We start from the raw sequence: 21,000 nt of genomic DNA on the forward strand, positions 1-21,000 counted from the left end.
ATGTTAAAAAGTAACCCGGTTTCCTCTTTCATCAATCAGCGGCCCGTTTACGGCCTCATATGCCGCCAGTTCCGCGGCCAGTGTTACGGGCAAATTGTAATAACCGTCGTTACCGATCGCTTCGTAGGAAAAATCGGTCAATCCAGTTACCTGCATCATAAACCTGAACCTGGTCACGCTGAACGAGCCGAATGCGCCGGAAACATCGGACCAATACGAAGGCTCTACGAATTGATTGCTCACGTTCAGGATATATTGTTTAATGCTGACGGTACTGCCAATCTCAATACCCGTTGCACCCTGTACAAAATCCTGGTTGGGCGACATTTCCAGCACGATGCGGAAATTCTGCGTAGTCATTTCCGGCGAGTTAAGTAATACCACCGGGTATTGAACGGTGATGGCCCCGGCCGGCACGGTAAATTCAGGCAATATGTAATCTTTACCTTCGCGCGCATTAGTACCCGCCACTGCATGCACTTTCAGCTTCCGGTCGTACGTAGCCGCCGGGCCAAGGATGCGCATTCTCAGCATCACCGTGTCCTTTTGCTTCTGTGTTAACGAAAAAGCAAATGAATAAGTGAGCGAATCTTCTTCATATTCACCGCGGTAAAAAGCGATGCCATTGTCGCCGGAATAAGTTTCCACTTTATCCTTTTTGCAGGCTATGGCGAGCACGATCATGCTGAGTAATATCCAATATTTCATGGTCTACAGTTTTTTAGTTATAAGTGGGATTGTACTCCAGTTCTGCGTCCGGAATGGGCAATACATATTTCGACAGGGCTATATCCGCCGTCATGAACTGCATGCGTACAACTTTTTTCCGCTTATAGTAAAAGAATAATTGTCCCTCCGCATAAAATTCCTTCTGGTACTCCTTCGTCAGCTCGTTATTGAAAACAGTCTGGGTGATGGTCGTTACCGGCAGTTCTGCCAGTCCGCGATTTTTACGTACAACGTTCAGGAAAGCTGCACCTTCTGCAGGTGTTGCCGCGGCTTCTGCGAGGATATAATACATTTCAGACAATCTTATCACCGGCACCAGCTGGTCCAGCCTGACAGAATCCGGGGCGCCGGAAATAGGCGTAAAAGTTTGCCAGAACTTAGAAGGAAATGGCGCACCTCCGTCCTGTTCTATGCGATAAGCAAACCGGAAATCAGAGCTTCCGCCGGCGGATGTTTCGTACAAAGTCGCGAAGTTAGCTGCCGTACGGGTTAAGCGCATCGAAGTATTACCAAAAAACCGGAAATACTGGTTTTCAGCCCAATCTTTTACCGTACGTACACGAGCCCCAAACAACAATTCCGACTTGTATATTCTATCGCGCGAGCCAGCGGTGGCGCTGGCCATTGCGGGTATTACAAATGGAAATTTACCGGCATCCACCACTTCCTTTGCTGCTGCCGCAGCACCCGTTTTGTCACCGATGGTGATACGTACACGGGCTTCCAACCCTTTCACCGCGTAGTAGTTCATTTTGATGTTGCGGTTCGTGGAGCCTGTGATTACAGGATCAACGCCCTTCAGCAGTGCCGCCGCCTGATTTAAATCATTCAGCACCGAGTCTACCAGTTCTTTCGAAGTAGATGGCACTTTGGAATATTGGTCCGCCAGTGTTTTATAAGGAATAGCTTTGCTGTTCATGCCGGCGGAATACTCGGGACCAAACACGCGATACAGGTCGAAATGCAGCAGGGCGCGGATCGCCAGCGCCTCGCCGCGGATCATGGCGTACGACTTATCAGTAAGCACTGCTCGTTTGCGTGCCGTATTGATAATTACTTTATTGGCGCCGGCAATAGCGGTATAGGCCGTGCTCCACGTATTGTTCGTGTGGCCGATCACCTCCGAAGATGCATAATCCAGCAACCGCGTGCGAACGAGTGGTGCGCCGGTGGCGGATACCGCATAGTTCTGCGCCAGCGCGGACACGAAGCCCATGCTGAGGTTATCGCCGTAAAGGCCGCGCTGTGCCAGTTGCGAATACACGCCCGTTAAAGCCTGCTGAAAACCGATCTCCGATTCAAATATCTGGTCTTCAGACAAGCTGGATTTCGGCGATACGTCCGGTATTTTTACAGCCGGAAAAGGCCAGGGACGTCATGAATACGATAGATATAACGAGTTGCTTCATAATCATCATGTTTAAAAACCAGCCCTGATGGACAATGAATAAGTACGGGCGAAAGGATTGTCTGTACCGCGTTCGATTTCTATGGAACTCAGGCGGAACAGATCGTTGGTGATCGCCGTTAATTGCAGGCTCCGGAAGCCTAAGCGCTTCAGGACGCGGCTACGGTAAAAGTTGTAGCCGAACGAGGCGGATGTGAGCACCAGGTTATTATCATCCTGCACAAACCGCGAAGTCAGCTTCGTGGCCGGCGCTCCGGGACGGATACGCGTATATGGACTCACATCCCCGGGGCCCGACCAGCCCAGGTCATAAGCACGCCTGTCCACATTAAACCGTGGGTCTACAGACTCCACCCTGTTTATCAGGGTTTGATTGTACAATTGTCCGCCCGCCTGATAGTTGAAAATGAGGTTCATCTCAAATCCCTTCAGCAGCAACAAGTTGGTGCCGAAGTTGCCGTTCCACTTAGGCTGACTGATGCCCGTTGCCACCTTATCGGCCGCATTCCATGCATAGGTTTTGATACCATCTTTTGTCAGAAAAACTTCCGAGCCGGTGGCAGGGTCCACACCGAGCGACCTCACCGCATAAATGGTATTGATCGCCTCTCCTTCTTTCAACAACATATTGGGTACGACCTGATCTTCGTTATCGCCGTCCAGTTTATCATTAGACGCTTTCAGCTTATTGGAGATCTTTTTCAGGATATTTTTGTTCGAAAAACCGTTCACGTTCACTGACCACAGCAGGCCCTGCTGACGGTTTTCCAGAATCTTGAACCGCGCGGAAAATTCTACACCGGTGTTTTGAATCTCACCCAGGTTTTCAGAAAAACTGCTGAAACCAGCAGAGGGCGCAAGCGTGAGCTGCGTCAGCGCGTTTTTGGTATTCTCGCGGTATACATCAAAGCGGAGATCGAGGCGCTCTTTCCAGAGTACCGCGTCAATGCCTGCGTTAGCCTTGTATACGTTTTGCCAGCTGAGGAATTCGTTACCAAGACTGATCAGCGCGGCGCCTAACTCGCTATAGTAAGATGTGCCCACGCCAAAATTGTAACGCGATTGCGCACTGTACGCCGGAATATTCAATGATCCGGTAGATCCGTAGCTGCCGCGGAGCTTCAGCCTGTTAACGAAATTACTGCGGCGGAAAAATGCTTCATTATGGATATTCCAGCCCAAACCGGCAGACCAGAAATTACCAAAACGCTTATCCGTACCATATTGCGAAGAGCCGTCACGGCGGGCGGATACATCTGCCAGTAAACGATTATCGTAACTGTAACTGCCGCTGTAAACGAGCCCAACCCGGCGTACCGTGCTTTCATCGCCCGAAGGACGGCCATTCGTCTCGTATTGCGCGGCAAATAACAGGTTATCCAGCCGGTCGAACGGAAAACCCTGTGTAACTACCGGTAGTAGTTGCTGCTATTGCTCGAGAAGTTGAAACCGAGATTCGAAAAAAACTGGTGTTTCCCGCTGATCAGGTTCAGGTTTGCCGTAGTGAGACTTTCGTAGTTAAAGGAATTCTCGTTCCGCACCGTGTAACTACCCCGCTGCGCTACATCGGTCACATTTGTAAAACGGCTGTCCTGCGCAGAATAGAACTGGTCCCTGGAAGCGTTTTGTTTGTTGAGGCTGAAATTCGTTTCCATATAAAAGGCCGGCACGATCGTGTAGCGCATCTGGAAGTTATTAGATACACCGAAGTACTGGCTGCGATTAACGGAGTGCAGCGACACGTCGTACACCGGGTTGGTCTGCAGATAGCGGTAGCGCGAATTTTCATTCGTAATGTAAAAGTCTTCCAGCATTTGTTTGACCTGACCGTTCTGGTCGTACGGCGTCCAGTAGGGATTCATGGATACATATTCCGAAAAACTGCCCCAGGGCGATTCATTGGATTTATTCTGGAAAACACGCAGGGAGTTTTTAAACTGGAACTTCTTCAGCAGGTAATTCAGGTCGAATTGACCCGAATAATTATTGCGGTCCTGTTCCTTCATTACCCCCTTTTGCAAATCGGTGGACATTTGCAGGCCGTAACGCACTGACTGGTCGCCCCCTGCAGGTATACGGAAGTACGGTTGCTATAGCCGTTTTGAGTAGGCAGCGAGAGCCAATCAGTATTTGCGCCACTTTTCATGTCTGCATAACGCTTGTTATACAAAACATCCAGCCGGAATTTCGTGCCCGGATCTTCGGAGCTGTATAACCCTACACGCTGTTCAAATGCCAGCTTGTCCTGCGCATTCAGCAAGTTGTATACGGACAGGTCCGGTGTGGTAAAACGAAAATCGTTATTCACGGTCACCTGCATTTTACCGGCTTTCGGCGTTATCGTGGTGACTACCATTACGCCATTTGCACCACGCGAACCGTAGATAGCCGTGGCAGAAGCGTCTTTCAGCAGGGTGATACTGTTAATCAGGTTCATGTCCAGGTCTACGATACGTTGCAGCGTTACCTCGAAGCCGTCGAGGATAAACAGCGGTGCATTGGGATTGGCCGATAACTCCCCGCTCAGGTTCGGAAAAGAGTTGGCGCCACGCATCTGGATCTCCGGCAGCTGGTTGATATTGCCACCTGCTATATTATTCGGTACAATGCGGAACGATGGGTCGAGTGCGGATATAGCGGCAAATACATTATTGGCGCTGATCTTCTTCGCTTCCGCACCGGAAATCGTCTTGGAAGCGCCCGTAAAGTTATTGGCAGAACGCTGGAAAAGCCCTGTCACTACCACGGTTTCGATACTTTTAACCAGTCGTGCGAGTTTTACGGTAACACCACCGTCCTCGATACGGAACGTACTTTGGCCATTTCCTTCCGTTGCTTCAGGCTGGCCACTACCGTTGCGTACTTCAAGCGGCTCAGACGATACGGCATTTCCGCCTGCGAGGCGCAGCATAACAGGTGCATATCCAACAGCTGTGATCACAACGCGGGCATTCTCGTCGATATTATCCAGTTTAAACCGCCCTTTTGCATCGGCCATGACGCCACCGCTGGTACCAAATACGGCAACAGAAGCCCCGGGTATCGGCGCTCCTTCCAGGTCCGTTACGCGCCCTGAAATAGAGGCTTCCGGCGCCGCTGCAGGCGCGATCGGCTCTGCGCTCTTCATCTTCAGCGCGATGGTATTGTCATCTATCTCATAAGTAAAAGGAGAATCCTTTAACAGCTCATCGAGGAACTGTTTCAGCGGCATATTGCTCGCGGCAATAGATACACTGCGGCTTTCCACGGCCTTCTGGATCTCGCGGCTTTTAAAGAAAGTGTAGTAGCCGGTTTGTTGTTCAAGGGCATTCAGCGCCTTGCTGAGCGGCGCTTTCTTCGCCGAGTAAGTGACCGATTGCGCAAGTCCGGATGCGCTGACCTGCAATAGCGTAACGGTAAGCAGGAGAATCGTTAATCTCATTACCAGTAGAATTTGGTTGATAATTCGGCGCTCCGGCGGCCTATTGGCATAGCATACCCGGAAAACACCTGATCGATAAGGAGTTTTTGCATAATTTGCAATTGTTTGGTTGATAATAATTGAGCTCCGCGCTCTGTTGTTTGCCGAACTTTCAGCCGGGAGTGGGTCCAAGCACTTCCGGTTTTTTGTTACGTGTCTTTATTCATTTATTTCCTCGGGGAAAAAACCAGCTTCCTGCCTCCTTCCAGGCGGACGGTCAGTTCCGTATCGTCCATCATTTTTAATACCGTTTGCAAACTTGCCCTGCGGCTGATCTTACCCGCAAAAGGCGCCTGTTCCAGCATTTTATCGTATACCACTTCTATATCGTACCAGCGCTCCAGCTGTCGCGCTACTTCCTCCATGGTGGCGTTGTTAAAGTCGAATGCGCCGTTTTTCCAGGCAACCGCCTTGGTTACATCTGCCTCTTCTTTTATGTGGATAGCATCCGTTACCCTTGCCTGTTGTCCGGGCAGCAGCGTGGCCGCCAGCCTGCCTGTACGTACACTCACCTTACCCGATACCAGCGTCGCGATCACCGGGCTTCCTCTGCGTAGCCGTTAATGTTGAAGGCCGTGCCCAGCACCAGCACCTCTGTTTTCCCATTCACGGATACTTTAAATGGCTGTGCTTCATTAGCCGCCACTTCAAAATAAGCCTCGCCCGACAGCTCGACCCGGCGCTCTTTCCCGGCGAAGGTCACCGGGAAGCGCAGACTGGATCCCGCGTTCAGCCAGGTTTTGGTACCATCCGGCAGCGTCACACTGAACTGGCGTCCCCTGGGTGTAATAATACTGTTGTAAGCCACATCCACACTCCCATCGGCCTTTTCATAAGCCAGTTCGCCGTTGTTCAGCACCACGTTGGCGCCTGCCTGTGCGGCTACGGTGCCATTACCGGCGCTGTCCAGCACTACGCGCTGTCCGTTGGACAGTACCAGTACCGCGCCCTGCTGTCCCGCCGGCACATCGGCCAGTACAGCGGTTTCGGCGGCCGGAGTACCCGGTTTCACCGTAAAATGATAAATACCCCAGCCTGCCCCCAACAGCAACACGGCCGCAGCGGCCCACAAACGGCGCCACCGGACCACGCGCGGAGCGGGTGTAACCTGTTGCAGGATGTCCTGCAACACGGCTTCCTGCCGCGCGGGCTCCCAGGTATGGGCCTGGGATTGAAAATGATCCAACATGGCTGCCTGCACCAGGTGATCGAAATCGCCTGTGTTTACCGCAGCCGTAAACTGCGACAACTCGTCCGGCGTCATTTCATTGGACAAAAACTTATGCAACAACGTGTGAAAGTGGAAGGTATCCATAGTTACCGGGCCCTTTTAGGGCGTTATAACTATAAAGACAGCGGCCGGACAAAAAGTGGGTAATCAACCTGGAAAAAAAATTACACGGCCTTGTAAATAAGGAACATCAGGAGTAAGAGGTCGGTTTGTTCTATATGGTCGCCCACATACTGCCGCACCGAGCGGGTGGCAAGTTTCAGGTGAGTGCGTACGGTTTGGATGGAGAGGCCGAGCATTTCTGCAATTTCGGCATGAGCGATCCCTTCCTCCTTTGCCAGTTGGTAAATTTTACGCTGCTGGTCCGGCAGGGCGGCTACGGCGCTTTTAAAGATGCCCGCGTACTCTTTGGCAGCCAGGATGTTAATAGGCGTATGCGGATCGCCGGACGGCAATTGCTGCAACTGCAGCTGCCGCTCCAGTTGCCGGGCGCGGTCTTTAAAGATGTCGAAAATGATATTGCGGGAAAGGGTAAAAAGATAATCTGCCGGCTTTTCCATCGCGGGTAGTTTGGCCCGGTGTTCCCAGATGCGGATGAACACGACCTGTACGATTTCCTCGCACAGCGCCTGATCCCCTTTTGTAAATGCCAACGCGGTTTGATAAACGGCCGGGCTGTAGCTGGTATAAAAACTGGAAAACGCTTTTAAATCCCCGTCCGCAATCCGCCCTAAAAGCGCTGCCGCTATATTATCATCTTGCATGCTCAAACCACCTGCATTTGAGTCAAATGTATAAAAAAGACCTTGTTTTCACAAAAAGGGTCGAAATCAGCACAATAAATGCTTTGTATGCTTCCGGAAAATTAGTTGTAATTTAGTTAAGATATATAGGAGAGATTATGAGAGGTACAGCATTTTTAAATTCGATCCGACAGATGGGGCTAAACCGCCCTTTGAACGGCTACTAGAGACTTTTACCCAGCTTCTGACTTACACCAGTGGCGACGCCGCCGAAGCACTGCAATGGCTTACAGCTCTCGACAAAGAATACCAGCTTACCGATAAGGATTATGGCATCGGGGACTTTATCCAGGACCTGAAAGATAAGGGCTATCTGAAAGAAAGCGAGGAAACGGGGAATTCAAGATTACGTCCAAAGCCGAACAAACCATCCGCAAAAAGCCCTGGAAGAGATCTTCGGTCGCCTGAAACGCAGTAATACCGGCGATCACAACACCCGCAAATCGGGGCTGGGCGACGAGCAGAATGCAGAGACAAGACCCTTTGAATTTGGCGATGGCCTGGAGCAGATCGACGTGACCGCGTCTATCCGCAATGCGCAGATCAACCATGGCGTGGAAAGCTTTCACATCCGGCAGGACGACACGGAAGTACGGGAAACCGACTTCAAAACACAAACCTCCACCGCGCTGATGATCGACATTTCCCATTCCATGATCCTGTACGGCGAAGACCGCATCACACCGGCGAAAATGGTGGCCATGGCGCTGAGCGAACTGATTACCACCCGTTATCCGAAAGATACGCTGGATATCATCGTGTTCGGCAATGATGCCTGGCAGATAGAGATCAAAGACCTGCCGTATTTGCAGGTAGGCCCCTATCACACTAATACCGTAGCCGGACTGGAAATGGCTATGGACATCTTAAGGAGAAGGCGCAACCCGAATAAGCAGATCTTTATGATCACCGACGGGAAGCCTACTTGTTTAAAAGTGGGACGGCAGTATTACAAAAACAGCTTCGGGCTGGACAGGAAAATCCTGAACCGTACATTAAACCTGGCCGCACAATGCAAAAAGCTGAAGATCCCGATCACGACCTTTATGGTGGCAACGGATCCCTGGCTGCAACAGTTCGTAAAAGAATTCACGGAAACCAATAACGGCAAAGCCTTCTTTTCCGGCACCGATAAATTGGGACAATTCCTCTTCTACGACTTTGAAAACAACAAACGAAAGCTATTCTAATTAAACACAGGAGAAAAATCGAGATGGAGCATATCAAAACACTTGGCGAGTTAAAGAAGTCTGGCTACCAGCCCAAGAGCGTTAAAGAAGAGATCAGGCAGAACCTGATGTTAAAATTGAAGAAAAAGGAAAACTCGTTTCCCGGCATCGTAGGCTATGAAGATACGGTGATCCCCGATACGGAAAGGGCCCTCCTCTCCCGCCATAACATCCTGTTCCCGGGCCTCCGCGGCCAGGCGAAAACACGTATGGCGCGGCAAATGATCGAATTACTCGATGAATATATCCCCATAGTGGCCGGGTCTGAGGTGAACGATAGTCCCTTTGAACCGCTGTCGCGTTACGCCCGTGACCTCGTGGCCGAGATGGGCGATAAAACGCCCATCGAGTGGCTCAGCCGCGAAGCGCGTTATGGAGAGAAACTGGCTACGCCCGATGTATCGGTAGCCGATCTCATTGGCGACATCGACCCGATCAAAGCAGCAAACCTTAAACTAAGTTATGCGGATGAAAGGGTCATCCACTTCGGTATCATTCCCCGCTCTAACCGCGGCATCTTCGTGATCAACGAACTGCCCGATCTGCAGGCGCGCATCCGGTATCGCTGTTTAACATTTTACAGGAAGGTGATATCCAGATCCGTGGTTTTAAAGTGCGTATGCCACTTGATATCCTGTTCGTGTTTACCGCTAACCCGGAAGACTACACGAATCGCGGTGCGATCGTAACGCCGCTGAAAGACAGGATCGAAAGCCAGATCATCACCCACTACCCGAAGAATATCGAAAACTCTTTGCTGATTACCGAACAGGAAGCCCGCGTACACGACGAACAGAAAGACAAGGTAATTATGCCCGCACTCGTGAAGCGCCTGGTAGAACAGGTTGCTTTCGAAGCACGCAACAGCGAATTGGTTGATAAAAAAGTGGGGTGTCTGCACGTTTAACGATTGCCGCCTTTGAAAATGCCGTGAGCGCGGCGGAACGCAGGGCCCTCATCAACAATGAAAAAACTACGCATGTTCGTGTAACGGACCTGCTGGGCATTGTGCCGGCCATTACCGGTAAAATAGAACTGGTATATGAAGGCGAACAGGAAGGACCGCTGCAGGTAGCGGTGAATCTCGTGGATAAATCGATCCGCAGCGTGTTCGCACACTACTTCCCCAACCCGGATTCTTTTAAAAGAGAAAAGGCCAGGCCGATAACAATCCATACCGCACCATCGTACAATGGTTTGATGCCGGTAACGCAGTACACCTCATGCAGGACGCCACGGACAAGCAATACGAAGCCTCGCTGAAAAAAGTGACCGGCTTATCTGACCTCGTTACTTCCGTATTTCCGAAAGCGAATGCGAAAGAACAGTTTTTGTGGATGGAACTGGTGTTGCACGGATTAGCGGCGCACAGCCTGCTCAGCAAAAAAACAGTGGAAACCGAAACGCGTTTCTCCGACCTGCTGGGTACCATGATGAACTTTAACACCAGCAATGACCGCGACGTAGAAGAAGACGAAGATTCTTTTAATCTGAAGAGATAAGTAAACGGGCTGTCTCAACAGTAATTTTTACCCGGGATATCCGGGTATGTGGCGGAACCTTTTCCATGACCACAAATTACTGCTGATACGGCCCATTTTATTTGTTTTTATCAAACCTGCGCTACGATTACGAAATATTCGTAGATTTACGACTTATTCGTAAACAATCAATCGTTCCATATGCACAAAACAACCGTCAGCCTGTTCCTTGTCCTGCTCACGATATTTGCGGGGATAACGGATCTTGGTGCTCAATATAAGATAAAGCTCTCTGGCAGGCTGTTTAATGGTGCCGGAAGAACGTTATACTTATCTTCTACCCCCACTTTACCTAACCACGAAAAAGAAATACTGGACAGCGTGAAAGTGGATGGCCGGGACAGCTTTTTCCTGGCACGGGAAATTCCGTTCGCTGGTTACTACGCACTTTTTCTGCCGACACAGCGGGCATACATCGGATTTTACCCGGATACTACACCAGTTTATATCAAAGCAGATACGACCAGGATTTACCAGGCCACCATAAAAGGTAGCCGTGAGCAAGAATTAATGACGTTATTTGATGGTGCAAAACAGCATACGCAATCTGCGTTGGAAGCAGCCTTCAACAACTTAATGCAACTGGCCCGGCAAATACCGATGGATACGCCGCAGGTACGGTATTACCGACACCGCACGGATTCGCTGAATGAAAGGGTGCGCGCCATCACGGATAGTTTTATGAGGGCGCATCCGCAGTCGTACGTCACCCTGCAAATGCTCATCCCCAACGATCGCGACACTGCGGCTTTTGCGCTAGCCGATCAGTATATCCGCAATATGCCGGATAAGTATGTCCATAACCCGCTTTACCAGCGCGTGGTGAAGTTGCTCGCGGCATACAAATCTATTCGTACAGGCGTCATTGTGCCAGTAGTGGTACAGGCGGACACTACGCGGAAACAGATGATCAGTTCGAGCCAAATACTGAAGCAACACGACTACCTGCTGCTCGACTTCTGGGCGAGCTGGTGTGGCCCCTGCAGGGCCAATAACCCGGAGCTGAAGCTGCTATACGAGAAATATAAAGGCCCACGTTTTGAAATTGCCGGGGTATCGCTGGATAACAACCTGAAATTATGGAAAAAGGCCATCTTGGAGGAAGGCACGGTATGGCCGAATATGTCTGACCTCCGGGCTTTTCGAATAAGTACGCGCTGGAGTTCAATATTCAGGCGATTCCTGCCTACCTGCTGCTCGATAAGCAGGGAAGACTCGTCTTTAGAACGAATAAGATGAGCGAGTTAAAAGCGAAGCTGGAAGAATTGTTATAGCATTTAAAGAGGCTGCTTCACTGGTTAAGGAGCAGCCTCTTTCCTATTTTATTGTTCGAGGCACATAATGGCCGCAACATTATCACCGTACAAGGTTTCAGGTTCAAAATCGAGAATAAGATTAGCCGCAAATGGTTTTTGCTCGCCATACATATTTTTGAGTTTTACCGGGCGGTTGCCGTTAGGGCCTTTGTAGATGGCGGTGATCTCGTACCGGCCTAAAGGAATATCGCGCAGGTATCCGTAATCGATCGTATTGGGCGCGGTACATTTCTTCGTGAGCATGCTCCCTTCCGAACCATCGATCAACGCACCTTTTGGCGTAAGCGTAAACTCCAGCAAAGAAAAATCTTCGATCATGCTGGTAATATCTGTGTTGATACCAATGCTCGATCCGTAATAGCCCTCCATATCGCTGCCGCGTTTACCGGTGAGTGCCCATGTGAAGTTGCGGACAGCCCCTTCATTGCTGTACTCGTCATATGAATCCGGGCGAAGATCGAGCGTATAGGTTTTGCCATTATATGTTTTAGTGATCGTAGCGGAGGTGTGGTAAGTTCCCACGGTGGGGAGCTGTATTTTATAAGTACCATTGGCTGCGGTAACACCAGACGGATTGGTATTGCCGATCAGGGAGTTATTGGCGACCACTTTGGCCCCGGCGATGGCCTCTCCTTTGGCGGTTACAACTTTCCCGGTGGCGTAACCTTTCTGGCTGCCGCCATTGCCCGGCTCCTCTTCACTTTTACCGCAGGCGACCGACAAACAAATAAGGGATGATAGAATGATGCTTCTCATGGCGTTTTTGCAGCAAAGCTACAGCCGTGGAGCGGGCGCGAAAACCGGTATCGGCATACGACGGGGAGCGGTCGACAAACGACCGGCGGCACCTACGAACGCCGCTTATCAAATTATTAATCGTGTCAGAAAAACACTATATTGGTTTATTATTCCACAATAACTGATAAACCATGACACACTCCAGAAGACAATTCCTGTCTACAGCCTCGGTGCTGATGGCGGGAGCTGCTCTCCCCTCCGGCCTTCGCGGCATGCATCGCCTCGGGGCCGCAGATCAGCTGAATATAGGCGCTATCGGTATAAACGGTATGGGCTGGTCCGATCTTAGTTCCATTTTAAAAGTGCCAGGAGTAAACTGCTTAGGCATCTGTGACGTGGATAAGTCTGTCATCGACAAACGCCTTGGCGAACTCGATAAAAAAGGCCAGAAACCAACTGTGTACAATGACTACCGCAAGCTGCTGGAAAACAAAGATATTGACGCGGTGATCATCGGTACGCCGGACCATTGGCATTGCCTGCAGATGACCGATGCCGTAGCCGCCGGCAAACATGTATACGTAGAGAAGCCTATCGGCAACTCCATCGCGGAATGTAACGTGATGGTAGCGGCGCAGGAACGCAGCGGGAAGGCCGTACAGGTGGGCCAGTGGCAACGCAGCCAGAAACACTTTAACGACGCCATCGCTTTCGTTCACAGCGGCAAACTGGGACAGGTAAGGTTGGTGAAAGTTTGGGCATACATGGGCTGGATGAAACCGGTACCCGTACAACCGGACGGCACGCCGCCCGCTGGCGTGGACTACGCGCAGTGGCTGGGGCCGGCAGAGAAAAGGCCGTTTAACCCGAACCGCTTTCATTTTAACTTCCGCTGGTTCTGGGATTACGCGGGCGGACTGATGACCGACTGGGGCGTACACCTTATCGACTATGCGCTGTATGGCATGAAAGCGAAGTATCCGAAGTCTATCATGGCTTCCGGCGGTAAGTTCGCTTACAAGGACGATGCGGCCGAAACACCCGATACGCTGACCACTGTATACGAATTCGACGGTTTTAACATGCTGTGGGAGCACGCAACGGGAATTGATAATGGCCCGTATGGCAGAACGCATGGTATTGCCTTTATCGGCAACAACGGCACACTGGTGCTGGATCGTGGTGGTTGGGAGGTAATTCCCGAAAAGGGAAAAATGGAGGCCGTACCGTATAACAAATCCGTGGATAATGGGCTGGACCTGCATACCGCCAACTTTGTAGACGTGATCAAATCCGGTCGCCTGGCGGATCTGAAAACACCGATACAGACTGGCAGGTTAGTTGCGGTAAATGCGCAAATGGGCAATATTGCGTACAAAACAGGAAAAAAGTATATTGGGACGCTCAAAAGGAGCAATTTACCGATAAGGACGCCAATAAGTACGGCGGCCGGTTATCATAACGGTTATAAACTTCCAAAAATTTAACTTTTAAATAGATTACCACATCATGCAGAAAAAATTTTTGCTGGGCGCCGCACTTGCCTTGTTTTGTACAGCGGCCTTCGCACAAGAAAACAAAGCGAAAATGAAACCAGAGGACACTGAAGTATGGTCTCCCGTGCCGAGAAAGGTTACGCCGGGCACAAATAACAGCGCGCCTTCCGACGCGATCGTGTTGTTCGACGGTAAAAACCGGATGCCTGGACCAACGATAAAGGCGACAAAGCTCACTGGACTGTTGCCGATGGCGCGATGACCGTAACAAAAGGCGGCGGCATTAAAACCAAACAGCAATTCGGCAACTTCCAGCTGCATATCGAATGGCGCACGCCCTCTAAAGTAGTGGGTGAAGGCCAGGGCCGGGGCAACTCCGGCATCTTTATGCAGGAAACCTACGAACTGCAGGTACTGGACAGCTATGAGAGCAAAACCTACTCTAACGGCCAGGCCGGTTCATTTTATAAACAACGCATTCCGCTGGTAAACCCAACAAAAGGTCTGGTGAATGGCAGACCTACGATGTGATCTGGACAGCGCCTGTGTTTAACGCAGACGGCATCTGGTCAGCAAAGCGCGTGCGACAGTATTACTGAACGGCGTGCTGGTACAGAACAACGTAGAGCTGGACGGCCCTACCGAGTACATTGGTATTCCTAAGTACGTGGCACATGGCAAAAAGGCATTGCGTTGCAGGACCACGGCAACCCCGTGAGCTTCAGGAACATCTGGATCAGGGAACTGTAAGGATATTTTTTTCAGGAAGAGCGCCATTACCGGCGCTCTCTTTTTATTACTTCAGCGCTGCTATCGCCGCCTGTAACTCCGTATCCACCCCGTTTCGCAGGTCCTTCACTGTGGGCGCCACTACCTTATCCGGCAGAATACCCACACCGACAAACTCCGAACCATCCCCCAGCATATCACGTTTGGTACAAATGCGCGCCGAACCGTTTCCCGGCAGCTTAATGAACAATGGTTGCCCGGAGCTGCCACCGGTGGCTTCTCCTATCACCAATCCCCGCTTCATCGTTTTAAACGCAGCCGCGAAATCTTCCGCCGCGGAAAAAGTACGGGCACTGGTGAGTACGATCACCTGTCCCCCATAAGGCTTATCCGTATCGGGGCCCAGCGTACTGCGATTTATGCTCACCGGCTGCGGGCGGCCCCAGGCACGGTAAGTGGGTTTATAATCGCGGGTGTACGAAGTGTGGACGAGCATCGGCTCCTTCATTAAATACCGAAGAATAGCCCAGCCCACACCGGAATTGCCACCGCCATTATTACGCACGTCAAAAATGATCGCCTTCGCTTTAGATATTTCCGCATAGCCCGCTGCGAATGCTTTGGCGCAGGAATCGTTGCCAAATGTGTTCAGTGCCACGTACGCAATATTACCCGGCAGCAGGCGATATTCAAACGGCGGCACCTGCAACCTGGCACTGCGTATCGCGGGCTTTACACGATGAATGGTATGGGCTTTAACACCCCCTTTGCATCGCGCAGTTCCAGTTGAATGGGTGTATCTATATCACCTCCCAGCAGCGCATAATCATAACCCCGCGTGATCCTGTCCTGCTGCGTAGACGCGCTCTGGTACGGAATGACATCACGCATAGCATACTCCTTTACCGCCATGCCATTTACCTTCAGCACCTCCTGCCCTACGGCAATTCCCTGTCGTCTCAGCAACGAATCATACACGCCTACAACGACTACTTTATCTTCTACCAATCTTGTACGCACTAACGGCCTCGCATAACGGGCTTCCGTTAGCTCCGCGGGAAAATAAACATTGGTGTGCCCATCTTTCAGCTTTGCGCCAAATTCTTCCAGCAGCAGGTAATAGGCGTAGGTAGACGGGGCGGCCTTCACTTTCGGCAGCCAGGTAAGGTACAGCGAGTCCAGGTTCAGCGAAGGTACCAGGTCAAAATTGACGAAATTATACTTCACCTCCGACCATAGTTTGGACAGGCCGGCTACCTTCTCCTCTTCGCTGAGTGCGGGGCGGTAAGGCGTTTCCAGCTGGCCTGTTTCCCAGAATGTTTTCCTGTCAAAAAAGCGTGCTGACGATTTACCGCCACTGGCATTGTTCTTCGCCATCTTCATCATCTCCTGCCAGCGGGGATCGCTGTGCAGCGACAGCAAATCTTCATCCTTCTCCATGCTCTGCCAGTTATCATAACCATCTTCCAGCTCACGTTGCAGGAAATTAAACGCCAGCTGCGGTTTGCCGGCTAATGCGAAATAACAGGCAGTATTGTAAAGCGAGACTTCAAGCTGTCCGCCCTCCATTTTCGAGAGCAGGGATTGCGCGGGATCGGCTTGTTGGGCAGTCGCGCCGGCGGTGAACAGTACAATGACGAGGATTAAAACGGGTGCTAACTTCATGATAAAACGATTTCAATATAAAGACGCCGTTAGCACAAAAAAGTTGCAGGCGCTGCAAAATCTACCCCCGGGTTATATCGCGGCGGGTTTGGTCCCCGGGTAGATGGTGAACACATTAATGATCGCGGCAGCAGACAACAACACCATCAGCGAGGTAGCCCAGGGCCAGCCGCCAAACTGGTAGGCCTGAATCGCCAGGAAGGAACCCAGCGCGCCGCCGATGAAATAACTGGTCATATATACCGTATTAATGCGGCTGTTAGCCGTATGGTCCAGCGAATAGATGATCGCGATATTGGTTACCTGTGTGGCCTGCGCGCCCACATCCAGCAGTATCACGGTTACCCATACCGCAGCGGCCATGCCCGGCGATACTTTCAGTATGATCATGCTGACTAACGTTAAACCGGTAGAAAAAAGCAACGAACGATGTGGCGTGCCTTTATCCGCCAGCTTACCAAACACCGGTGCGATCAGCGCCCCCGCTGCGGCCAGCAAACCAAACAGCCCTATCTGCGATGTAGAATAGTGAAATGGTGCGGCGCTTAAATAAAACGTCAGCGTTACCCAGAAAGCGCTGAGCGTCCCAAAAGCCAGCATACCGGTAAACGCCGTCCTCCGCAGCATTGGAAACCGGCGGAATTGCGCCACGGTGGATTTCAATAAGCCGATGTACGTGCCGTTAAAACGTTCCGTCGATGACGGGAAATCCGCCTGCATCAGTAACGTCGTTACGAGCACCATAGCCGCCGAAAGCAGATACACGTACTGCCAGCCAAGCCAGTTGGTTATAAAGCCGCTGAATACCCGCGCCACAAGTATCCCTACCAGCAAACCGGTAAATATCTGCCCCACTATCTTTCCCCGGTTCTCTTTCACCAGGCTGGCCGCCATTGGCAATATCACCTGGGCCACTACCGAGAACACCCCGATGAGCAAACTGCCCGCGAAAATCGTGTATAAATTGGGCGCAAATGCCATGAGGAGCAGGGAAGCAATGAGTCCGGCCTGCAGATACAACACCAGCCGTTTGCGCTCTATCATATCTCCTACCGGTGTAAGAAAGAAAAGGCCGATGCCGTAACCAATCTGCGAGAGCACGGCGATACTGCCCGCTTTTTCGGCCGTAATGCCAAAGTGACCGCCGATGGCGCCCAGGATAGGCTGACTGTAATACACGTTGGCCACCGCGATACCGGAGGTTGCCGCCATAATGAGTACCTGTGTGCGTGTGAGTGTTTTCATTGTGCTGATATTTTCATTTTTACAACACAAAGTTGGCGCATAAAGCCCCTTCCTTCCAATGAACTGGTTTAGGAAATCTTCTTGAACTGGATTAACTTGTCGGGGGCCTGTTAAGATTTCAGGCGTTTATGGCGGAGTTTAGACAAGTACTCGGTAGTCATGCCCAGGTACGAAGCCAGTGCATATTGCGGTACTTTAGCCGCCACGTCGGGATAACGCTCCAGGAACATCTCATAACGCTGTTCCGCGGTTTTGGTGAGGTTGGTAATAACACGGCGCGCCATATGGGCCGCCGTCGTTTCCGCCAGGATGCGGAAATAGGTTTCATAAGCGTGACATTGCTGTTTTAAACGTTGCTCTGTCTCGTAGTCAATTTGCAGTACGATACTGTCTTCCAGCGCCATAATAAACATGGAAGCCGGTTGCTGGTAGATGTAACTATTGTAATCCGTAATCCACCAGTCATCAATTGCGAACTGGATGGTATGCTCCTGCCCTTCATCCCCGATCACGTAAGCGCGCAGGCAGCCCTGTACCACATAAAAGCGGTGCTTAGGCACAAATTCGGGCTGAACGATGAACTGGCGCTTCTTCACCCGTACCTGTCTGAAGGCCGTGAAAAATTCCGCCAGTTCAACTTCTGAAAAATGCGTCCGCCTGAGTATATGTTGCTGCAATTGACCGGTGGTGCTCATCGTACCGCCAATATATTACATTTTTACGATTTTAAATTCCGTGCGGCGGTTCTGCTGATGCTCCTTATCGGTACACACCACCCCGTTTGTACAACGGTTCAGCAACTGCGTTTCGCCATACCCCTTCGCCGTCATACGTTCCGCGGCAATGCCTTTCTTCACAAGATAAGCGACTACCGATTCGGCACGCTGCTGCGAGAGCTTCAGGTTATACGCGTCATTGCCGCGACTGTCGGTATGTGTTCCCAACTCGATGTAAATCTCCGGATGTGTTTCCATGAACGACACCAATTTATCCAATTCCGGCCGTGCGTCGTTTCTCACACTGGCTTTTGCATAATCGAAATAAATGTGCTGCAGCGGTATCGAAGCCCCGACAGCGAGCGTATGTTTTTCAAAGCCGGTCAGTTTTGCTGTCACCTTTTTTAAGGGCGGTGGCGGTGTTGGCGGAACCGGGCAGATAGGTGGTGGCGGTGGCGGCAGCTCCGGATACTCCACGGCGTATACATCGTCTTTGCCCGCCCCGCCTGGGCGGTTGGAGGACAAATAGGCGATCTCCCCCAGGGCCACAGTGCGCAGGCAAAATCATCGCGGGAAGAATTAACAGGTACGCCCATATTTTGCGGCACCGCCGCGCCGGGCGACAACCTCATGATATCCAGTCCACCCAAACCTATATACCCATCACTTGAAAAATAAAAGACACCGGAGGCCATGGCGGGCGTACGCTCATTACCCGGTGTATTCACGGCATTTACCGCTTCCGGTGCAGACCATGATCCATCTTCCTTGCGGACGCATTTGTAAATATCCATGCCCCCTTTTCCGCCCGGCATGTCTGAGGAAAAATAAAGCGTTTTACCATCGAAGGTGATAAAAGGATCACCCACTGAATAAAGATCCGGCTTGTTGTAAGCAAACGCCTGCGGCTTCCCCCAGCGGCCGGCCGCATCTTTCTTGCTGCTGAAAATCTCCAGCCGTATTGTGGTCATCCGTCCCGTCAACCGCGTGGATACATACGTACGCGCAAAAAACATTTCATCATCAAGCGAGAAACTGGCGGGACCAACATGATACCGCGTATCTGCCTCCAAAGGAAATTCTTTTACTTTTTCCGCTGTATTCTGATATAGCAGGTGCATATAGTTGTTGCCTGTCCAGCCATCCTCCCGCGTATCGGGCCGCCTATCGCGACCAAAACGCAGCAAGCCTTTGCGGGCCGCCAATTCATCCCCTACACCGCGATCGGATGCCAGTACTACCTGCCCGTCATATATCACCGGCGCCCAGTCGGATGCGGACGTATTCAGTTCTTTCACATTGCTCACCCGGTGTGCAGAAGGCTGCGTTACCCAAGCTTGCGCCGTATCACAACTGAGTATCCGGCTTTTTACATCCGCATTTCCCGCATACCTTTCGTATTGCTGCTTTGCTTCGGGGTACTTTGCATTGCGCCTTAATACATCGGCGTATTGCAACACCATGTCCGGCTTTGCCGCTTCTCCTTTGCTGGCAATGGCGTACCAGGCTTCGGCCTCCACATCATCAAGGTTCAGGCGGTAACAGTCGCCCAGCCTGCCTGCGGCATACCGTGTTGCCTTCTTCTTGTAGGCGCGTTCATATAAAACCGCTGCTTTCTTGTAATGGAAGCGGTTAAACTCCGTATCCGCTTCTCTTAATACATATTGTGCCTTTAAACCGGTAGCAAGTCCGATGAGGAGCACGCCGGTGACGATCAATTTCTTCATACCTTAAAATAAACGTGGCGTTACCATCCGCACATCGCGGCTGTAACGTAAAACCGATGGATATCTCGTGTGTGCCGCCGGCATAGCCGTTCAGCGGGCCTACGGTAAAATCATAGGCGTATCCTACGCGTAGTCCGGGCACCGGGAATATTTGCAGCGCGGCAACCGCGGCATTGCGGTAGTTCAGGTTCTTCTGCAAATAATCTTTCTGGTAGATTTTAACGCCGCTGCGATACGAGCCGCCGATCCAGATCAATTCTTTATACATCAGGAAAGAAGTCAGATCGAGGCTGGTGGGGCCGCCCAGGTCATCTTTCAGTAAGAACGATGGCTTGAGTTGCAAATCTTCGTTCAGGGGAAGTAACCCGCCCGCGGTTAAATAATAGTGCAACTTATGCTGCGGAAGAAAACCATCCTTATCCATGTTGATATATTGCACCACGAGGTTATCGAACGACAAACCCGCATAAAAGCGATTACTGGAAAAGTACACACCTGCCCGTGCATCGGGTACGATCCGGTTCTCCCGCCCCATGGGCATCTGCTGTTCCGGATCGTTGGTCGTAAACTGCGAGCCGTCAATGCCAACCTGCATCAGGCCTGCGCTCAGGCCGAGGGCCAGACGCGAAGAACCATCTTCATTTAACCGTAAGCGATAAGCATAACTGCCATAAGCGGCCAGCGTACTTTGCGCACCGAGTTTGTCGGCCGACACCTGCAGCCCCAGTCCAACATTGCCCTCATTGGCCGCAGCATCGGCCGCCAGTGAAAAACTGCGGGGAGCGCCGGGAATGTCGGTCCACTGGCTGCGGTAAAAAGCATGCACGTGCAATTGCTCCTTGTAACCGGCGTAGGCCGGATTAATATACAGCCCGTTAAACATGTACTGGCTGTACTGTACATCCTGCTGTGCGCGGGCGGCGAAGCCCATTACCAGCAACAATCCGGAGAAAAAAATCTTCTTCAT

General features: G+C 51.3%; 25 protein-coding genes. 9 read left to right on the forward strand and 16 right to left on the reverse strand.

Annotated elements, in window-relative coordinates:
- Positions 1-3: 3 nt before the first annotated feature.
- The 8 genes from MKQ70_RS11600 to MKQ70_RS11635 all read right to left on the reverse strand — a co-directional run bounded on the left by MKQ70_RS11600 (position 4) and on the right by MKQ70_RS11635 (position 7,592).
- A complete protein-coding gene (locus MKQ70_RS11600) occupies positions 4-708 on the reverse strand; it encodes a DUF4843 domain-containing protein (protein WP_248070893.1) in 705 nt (234 codons plus the stop codon).
- Between the two features lie 13 nt (positions 709-721).
- Positions 722-2,050: a RagB/SusD family nutrient uptake outer membrane protein gene (locus tag MKQ70_RS41170; protein WP_248070895.1), complete on the reverse strand. Its 1,329-nt coding sequence runs from the start codon at positions 2,048-2,050 to the stop codon at positions 722-724.
- 99 nt (positions 2,051-2,149) lie between these two features.
- On the reverse strand, positions 2,150-3,319 hold the full coding sequence (locus MKQ70_RS11610) for a SusC/RagA family TonB-linked outer membrane protein (RefSeq protein ID WP_372489962.1): 1,170 nt from the start codon (positions 3,317-3,319) through the stop codon (positions 2,150-2,152).
- A gap of 227 nt (positions 3,320-3,546) precedes the next feature.
- On the reverse strand, positions 3,547-4,143 hold the full coding sequence (locus MKQ70_RS11615) for a hypothetical protein (RefSeq protein WP_248070897.1): 597 nt from the start codon (positions 4,141-4,143) through the stop codon (positions 3,547-3,549).
- Positions 4,143-5,558 carry a SusC/RagA family TonB-linked outer membrane protein gene (locus tag MKQ70_RS11620; protein ID WP_248070899.1) on the reverse strand — a complete coding sequence of 472 codons (1,416 nt, stop codon included), beginning with the start codon at positions 5,556-5,558 and terminating at the stop codon, positions 4,143-4,145. Before MKQ70_RS11620 ends, MKQ70_RS11615 begins: the two co-directional genes overlap by 1 nt.
- A gap of 206 nt (positions 5,559-5,764) precedes the next feature.
- Positions 5,765-6,136, reverse strand: a complete 372-nt coding sequence (locus tag MKQ70_RS11625) for a FecR domain-containing protein (RefSeq protein ID WP_248070901.1) — start codon at positions 6,134-6,136, stop codon at positions 5,765-5,767.
- Positions 6,133-6,912: a FecR family protein gene (locus tag MKQ70_RS11630; protein WP_248070903.1), complete on the reverse strand. Its 780-nt coding sequence runs from the start codon at positions 6,910-6,912 to the stop codon at positions 6,133-6,135. The genes MKQ70_RS11625 and MKQ70_RS11630 overlap by 4 nt, the downstream gene beginning before the upstream one ends.
- Positions 6,913-6,992: 80 nt before the next feature.
- Positions 6,993-7,592, reverse strand: coding sequence for an RNA polymerase sigma factor (locus MKQ70_RS11635; protein ID WP_248081294.1), 600 nt, complete (start codon positions 7,590-7,592; stop codon positions 6,993-6,995).
- 554 nt (positions 7,593-8,146) lie between these two features.
- Between MKQ70_RS11635 and MKQ70_RS11640 the strand changes: the two genes are divergently transcribed.
- The 6 genes from MKQ70_RS11640 to MKQ70_RS11665 all read left to right on the forward strand — a co-directional run bounded on the left by MKQ70_RS11640 (position 8,147) and on the right by MKQ70_RS11665 (position 11,640).
- Positions 8,147-8,821, forward strand: a complete 675-nt coding sequence (locus MKQ70_RS11640; protein WP_248070905.1) for a vWA domain-containing protein — start codon at positions 8,147-8,149, stop codon at positions 8,819-8,821.
- 23 nt (positions 8,822-8,844) lie between these two features.
- Positions 8,845-9,549: a magnesium chelatase ATPase subunit I gene (locus MKQ70_RS11645; protein WP_248070907.1), complete on the forward strand. Its 705-nt coding sequence runs from the start codon at positions 8,845-8,847 to the stop codon at positions 9,547-9,549.
- Complete coding sequence (locus tag MKQ70_RS11650; RefSeq protein WP_248070909.1) at positions 9,480-9,767, forward strand: hypothetical protein; 288 nt, start codon at positions 9,480-9,482, stop codon at positions 9,765-9,767. Before MKQ70_RS11645 ends, MKQ70_RS11650 begins: the two co-directional genes overlap by 70 nt.
- Complete coding sequence (locus tag MKQ70_RS11655; protein ID WP_248070911.1) at positions 9,752-10,123, forward strand: hypothetical protein; 372 nt, start codon at positions 9,752-9,754, stop codon at positions 10,121-10,123. Before MKQ70_RS11650 ends, MKQ70_RS11655 begins: the two co-directional genes overlap by 16 nt.
- The gene (locus MKQ70_RS11660) at positions 10,084-10,362 is read left to right on the forward strand and encodes a hypothetical protein (RefSeq protein ID WP_248070913.1); all 279 of its coding nucleotides are present in this window, start codon (positions 10,084-10,086) and stop codon (positions 10,360-10,362) included. The genes MKQ70_RS11655 and MKQ70_RS11660 overlap by 40 nt, the downstream gene beginning before the upstream one ends.
- Before the next feature lie 180 nt (positions 10,363-10,542).
- Positions 10,543-11,640 (forward strand): AhpC/TSA family protein, encoded by a 1,098-nt coding sequence (locus tag MKQ70_RS11665; protein ID WP_248070915.1) that lies wholly within the window; start codon positions 10,543-10,545, stop codon positions 11,638-11,640.
- A gap of 83 nt (positions 11,641-11,723) precedes the next feature.
- Here the strand turns inward: MKQ70_RS11665 and MKQ70_RS11670 are convergent, their stop codons facing one another.
- Positions 11,724-12,473 (reverse strand): carboxypeptidase-like regulatory domain-containing protein, encoded by a 750-nt coding sequence (locus MKQ70_RS11670; protein ID WP_248070917.1) that lies wholly within the window; start codon positions 12,471-12,473, stop codon positions 11,724-11,726.
- Between the two features lie 173 nt (positions 12,474-12,646).
- On the opposite strand from MKQ70_RS11670, the gene MKQ70_RS11675 reads away from it, so the two are divergent.
- The 3 genes from MKQ70_RS11675 to MKQ70_RS11685 all read left to right on the forward strand — a co-directional run bounded on the left by MKQ70_RS11675 (position 12,647) and on the right by MKQ70_RS11685 (position 14,482).
- A complete protein-coding gene (locus tag MKQ70_RS11675; protein ID WP_248070919.1) occupies positions 12,647-13,942 on the forward strand; it encodes a Gfo/Idh/MocA family protein in 1,296 nt (431 codons plus the stop codon).
- 100 nt (positions 13,943-14,042) lie between these two features.
- Positions 14,043-14,213, forward strand: coding sequence for a hypothetical protein (locus tag MKQ70_RS11680; RefSeq protein ID WP_248070921.1), 171 nt, complete (start codon positions 14,043-14,045; stop codon positions 14,211-14,213).
- Positions 14,210-14,482, forward strand: coding sequence for a 3-keto-disaccharide hydrolase (locus MKQ70_RS11685; RefSeq protein WP_248070923.1), 273 nt, complete (start codon positions 14,210-14,212; stop codon positions 14,480-14,482). The genes MKQ70_RS11680 and MKQ70_RS11685 overlap by 4 nt, the downstream gene beginning before the upstream one ends.
- Positions 14,483-14,747: 265 nt before the next feature.
- Here the strand turns inward: MKQ70_RS11685 and MKQ70_RS11690 are convergent, their stop codons facing one another.
- The 7 genes from MKQ70_RS11690 to MKQ70_RS11720 form a co-directional block, all read right to left on the reverse strand.
- Positions 14,748-15,338, reverse strand: a complete 591-nt coding sequence (locus MKQ70_RS11690) for a S41 family peptidase (protein ID WP_248070925.1) — start codon at positions 15,336-15,338, stop codon at positions 14,748-14,750.
- A gap of 74 nt (positions 15,339-15,412) precedes the next feature.
- Positions 15,413-16,345, reverse strand: coding sequence for a TPR end-of-group domain-containing protein (locus tag MKQ70_RS11695; protein ID WP_248070927.1), 933 nt, complete (start codon positions 16,343-16,345; stop codon positions 15,413-15,415).
- A gap of 72 nt (positions 16,346-16,417) precedes the next feature.
- Complete coding sequence (locus MKQ70_RS11700; RefSeq protein ID WP_248070929.1) at positions 16,418-17,590, reverse strand: MFS transporter; 1,173 nt, start codon at positions 17,588-17,590, stop codon at positions 16,418-16,420.
- 110 nt (positions 17,591-17,700) lie between these two features.
- Positions 17,701-18,285 carry a Crp/Fnr family transcriptional regulator gene (locus MKQ70_RS11705; protein WP_248070931.1) on the reverse strand — a complete coding sequence of 195 codons (585 nt, stop codon included), beginning with the start codon at positions 18,283-18,285 and terminating at the stop codon, positions 17,701-17,703.
- A 15-nt stretch (positions 18,286-18,300) separates the two neighbouring features.
- Positions 18,301-18,705, reverse strand: a complete 405-nt coding sequence (locus MKQ70_RS11710) for an OmpA family protein (RefSeq protein WP_248070933.1) — start codon at positions 18,703-18,705, stop codon at positions 18,301-18,303.
- Positions 18,706-18,710: 5 nt separating this feature from the next.
- Complete coding sequence (locus tag MKQ70_RS11715) at positions 18,711-20,033, reverse strand: hypothetical protein (RefSeq protein WP_248070935.1); 1,323 nt, start codon at positions 20,031-20,033, stop codon at positions 18,711-18,713.
- Positions 19,939-21,000, reverse strand: coding sequence for a PorP/SprF family type IX secretion system membrane protein (locus MKQ70_RS11720; protein ID WP_248070937.1), 1,062 nt, complete (start codon positions 20,998-21,000; stop codon positions 19,939-19,941). Before MKQ70_RS11720 ends, MKQ70_RS11715 begins: the two co-directional genes overlap by 95 nt.

Source organism: Chitinophaga sedimenti (assembly GCF_023156195.1).
In the GTDB taxonomy this organism is placed as follows: Bacteria; Bacteroidota; Bacteroidia; order Chitinophagales; family Chitinophagaceae; genus Chitinophaga; species Chitinophaga sedimenti.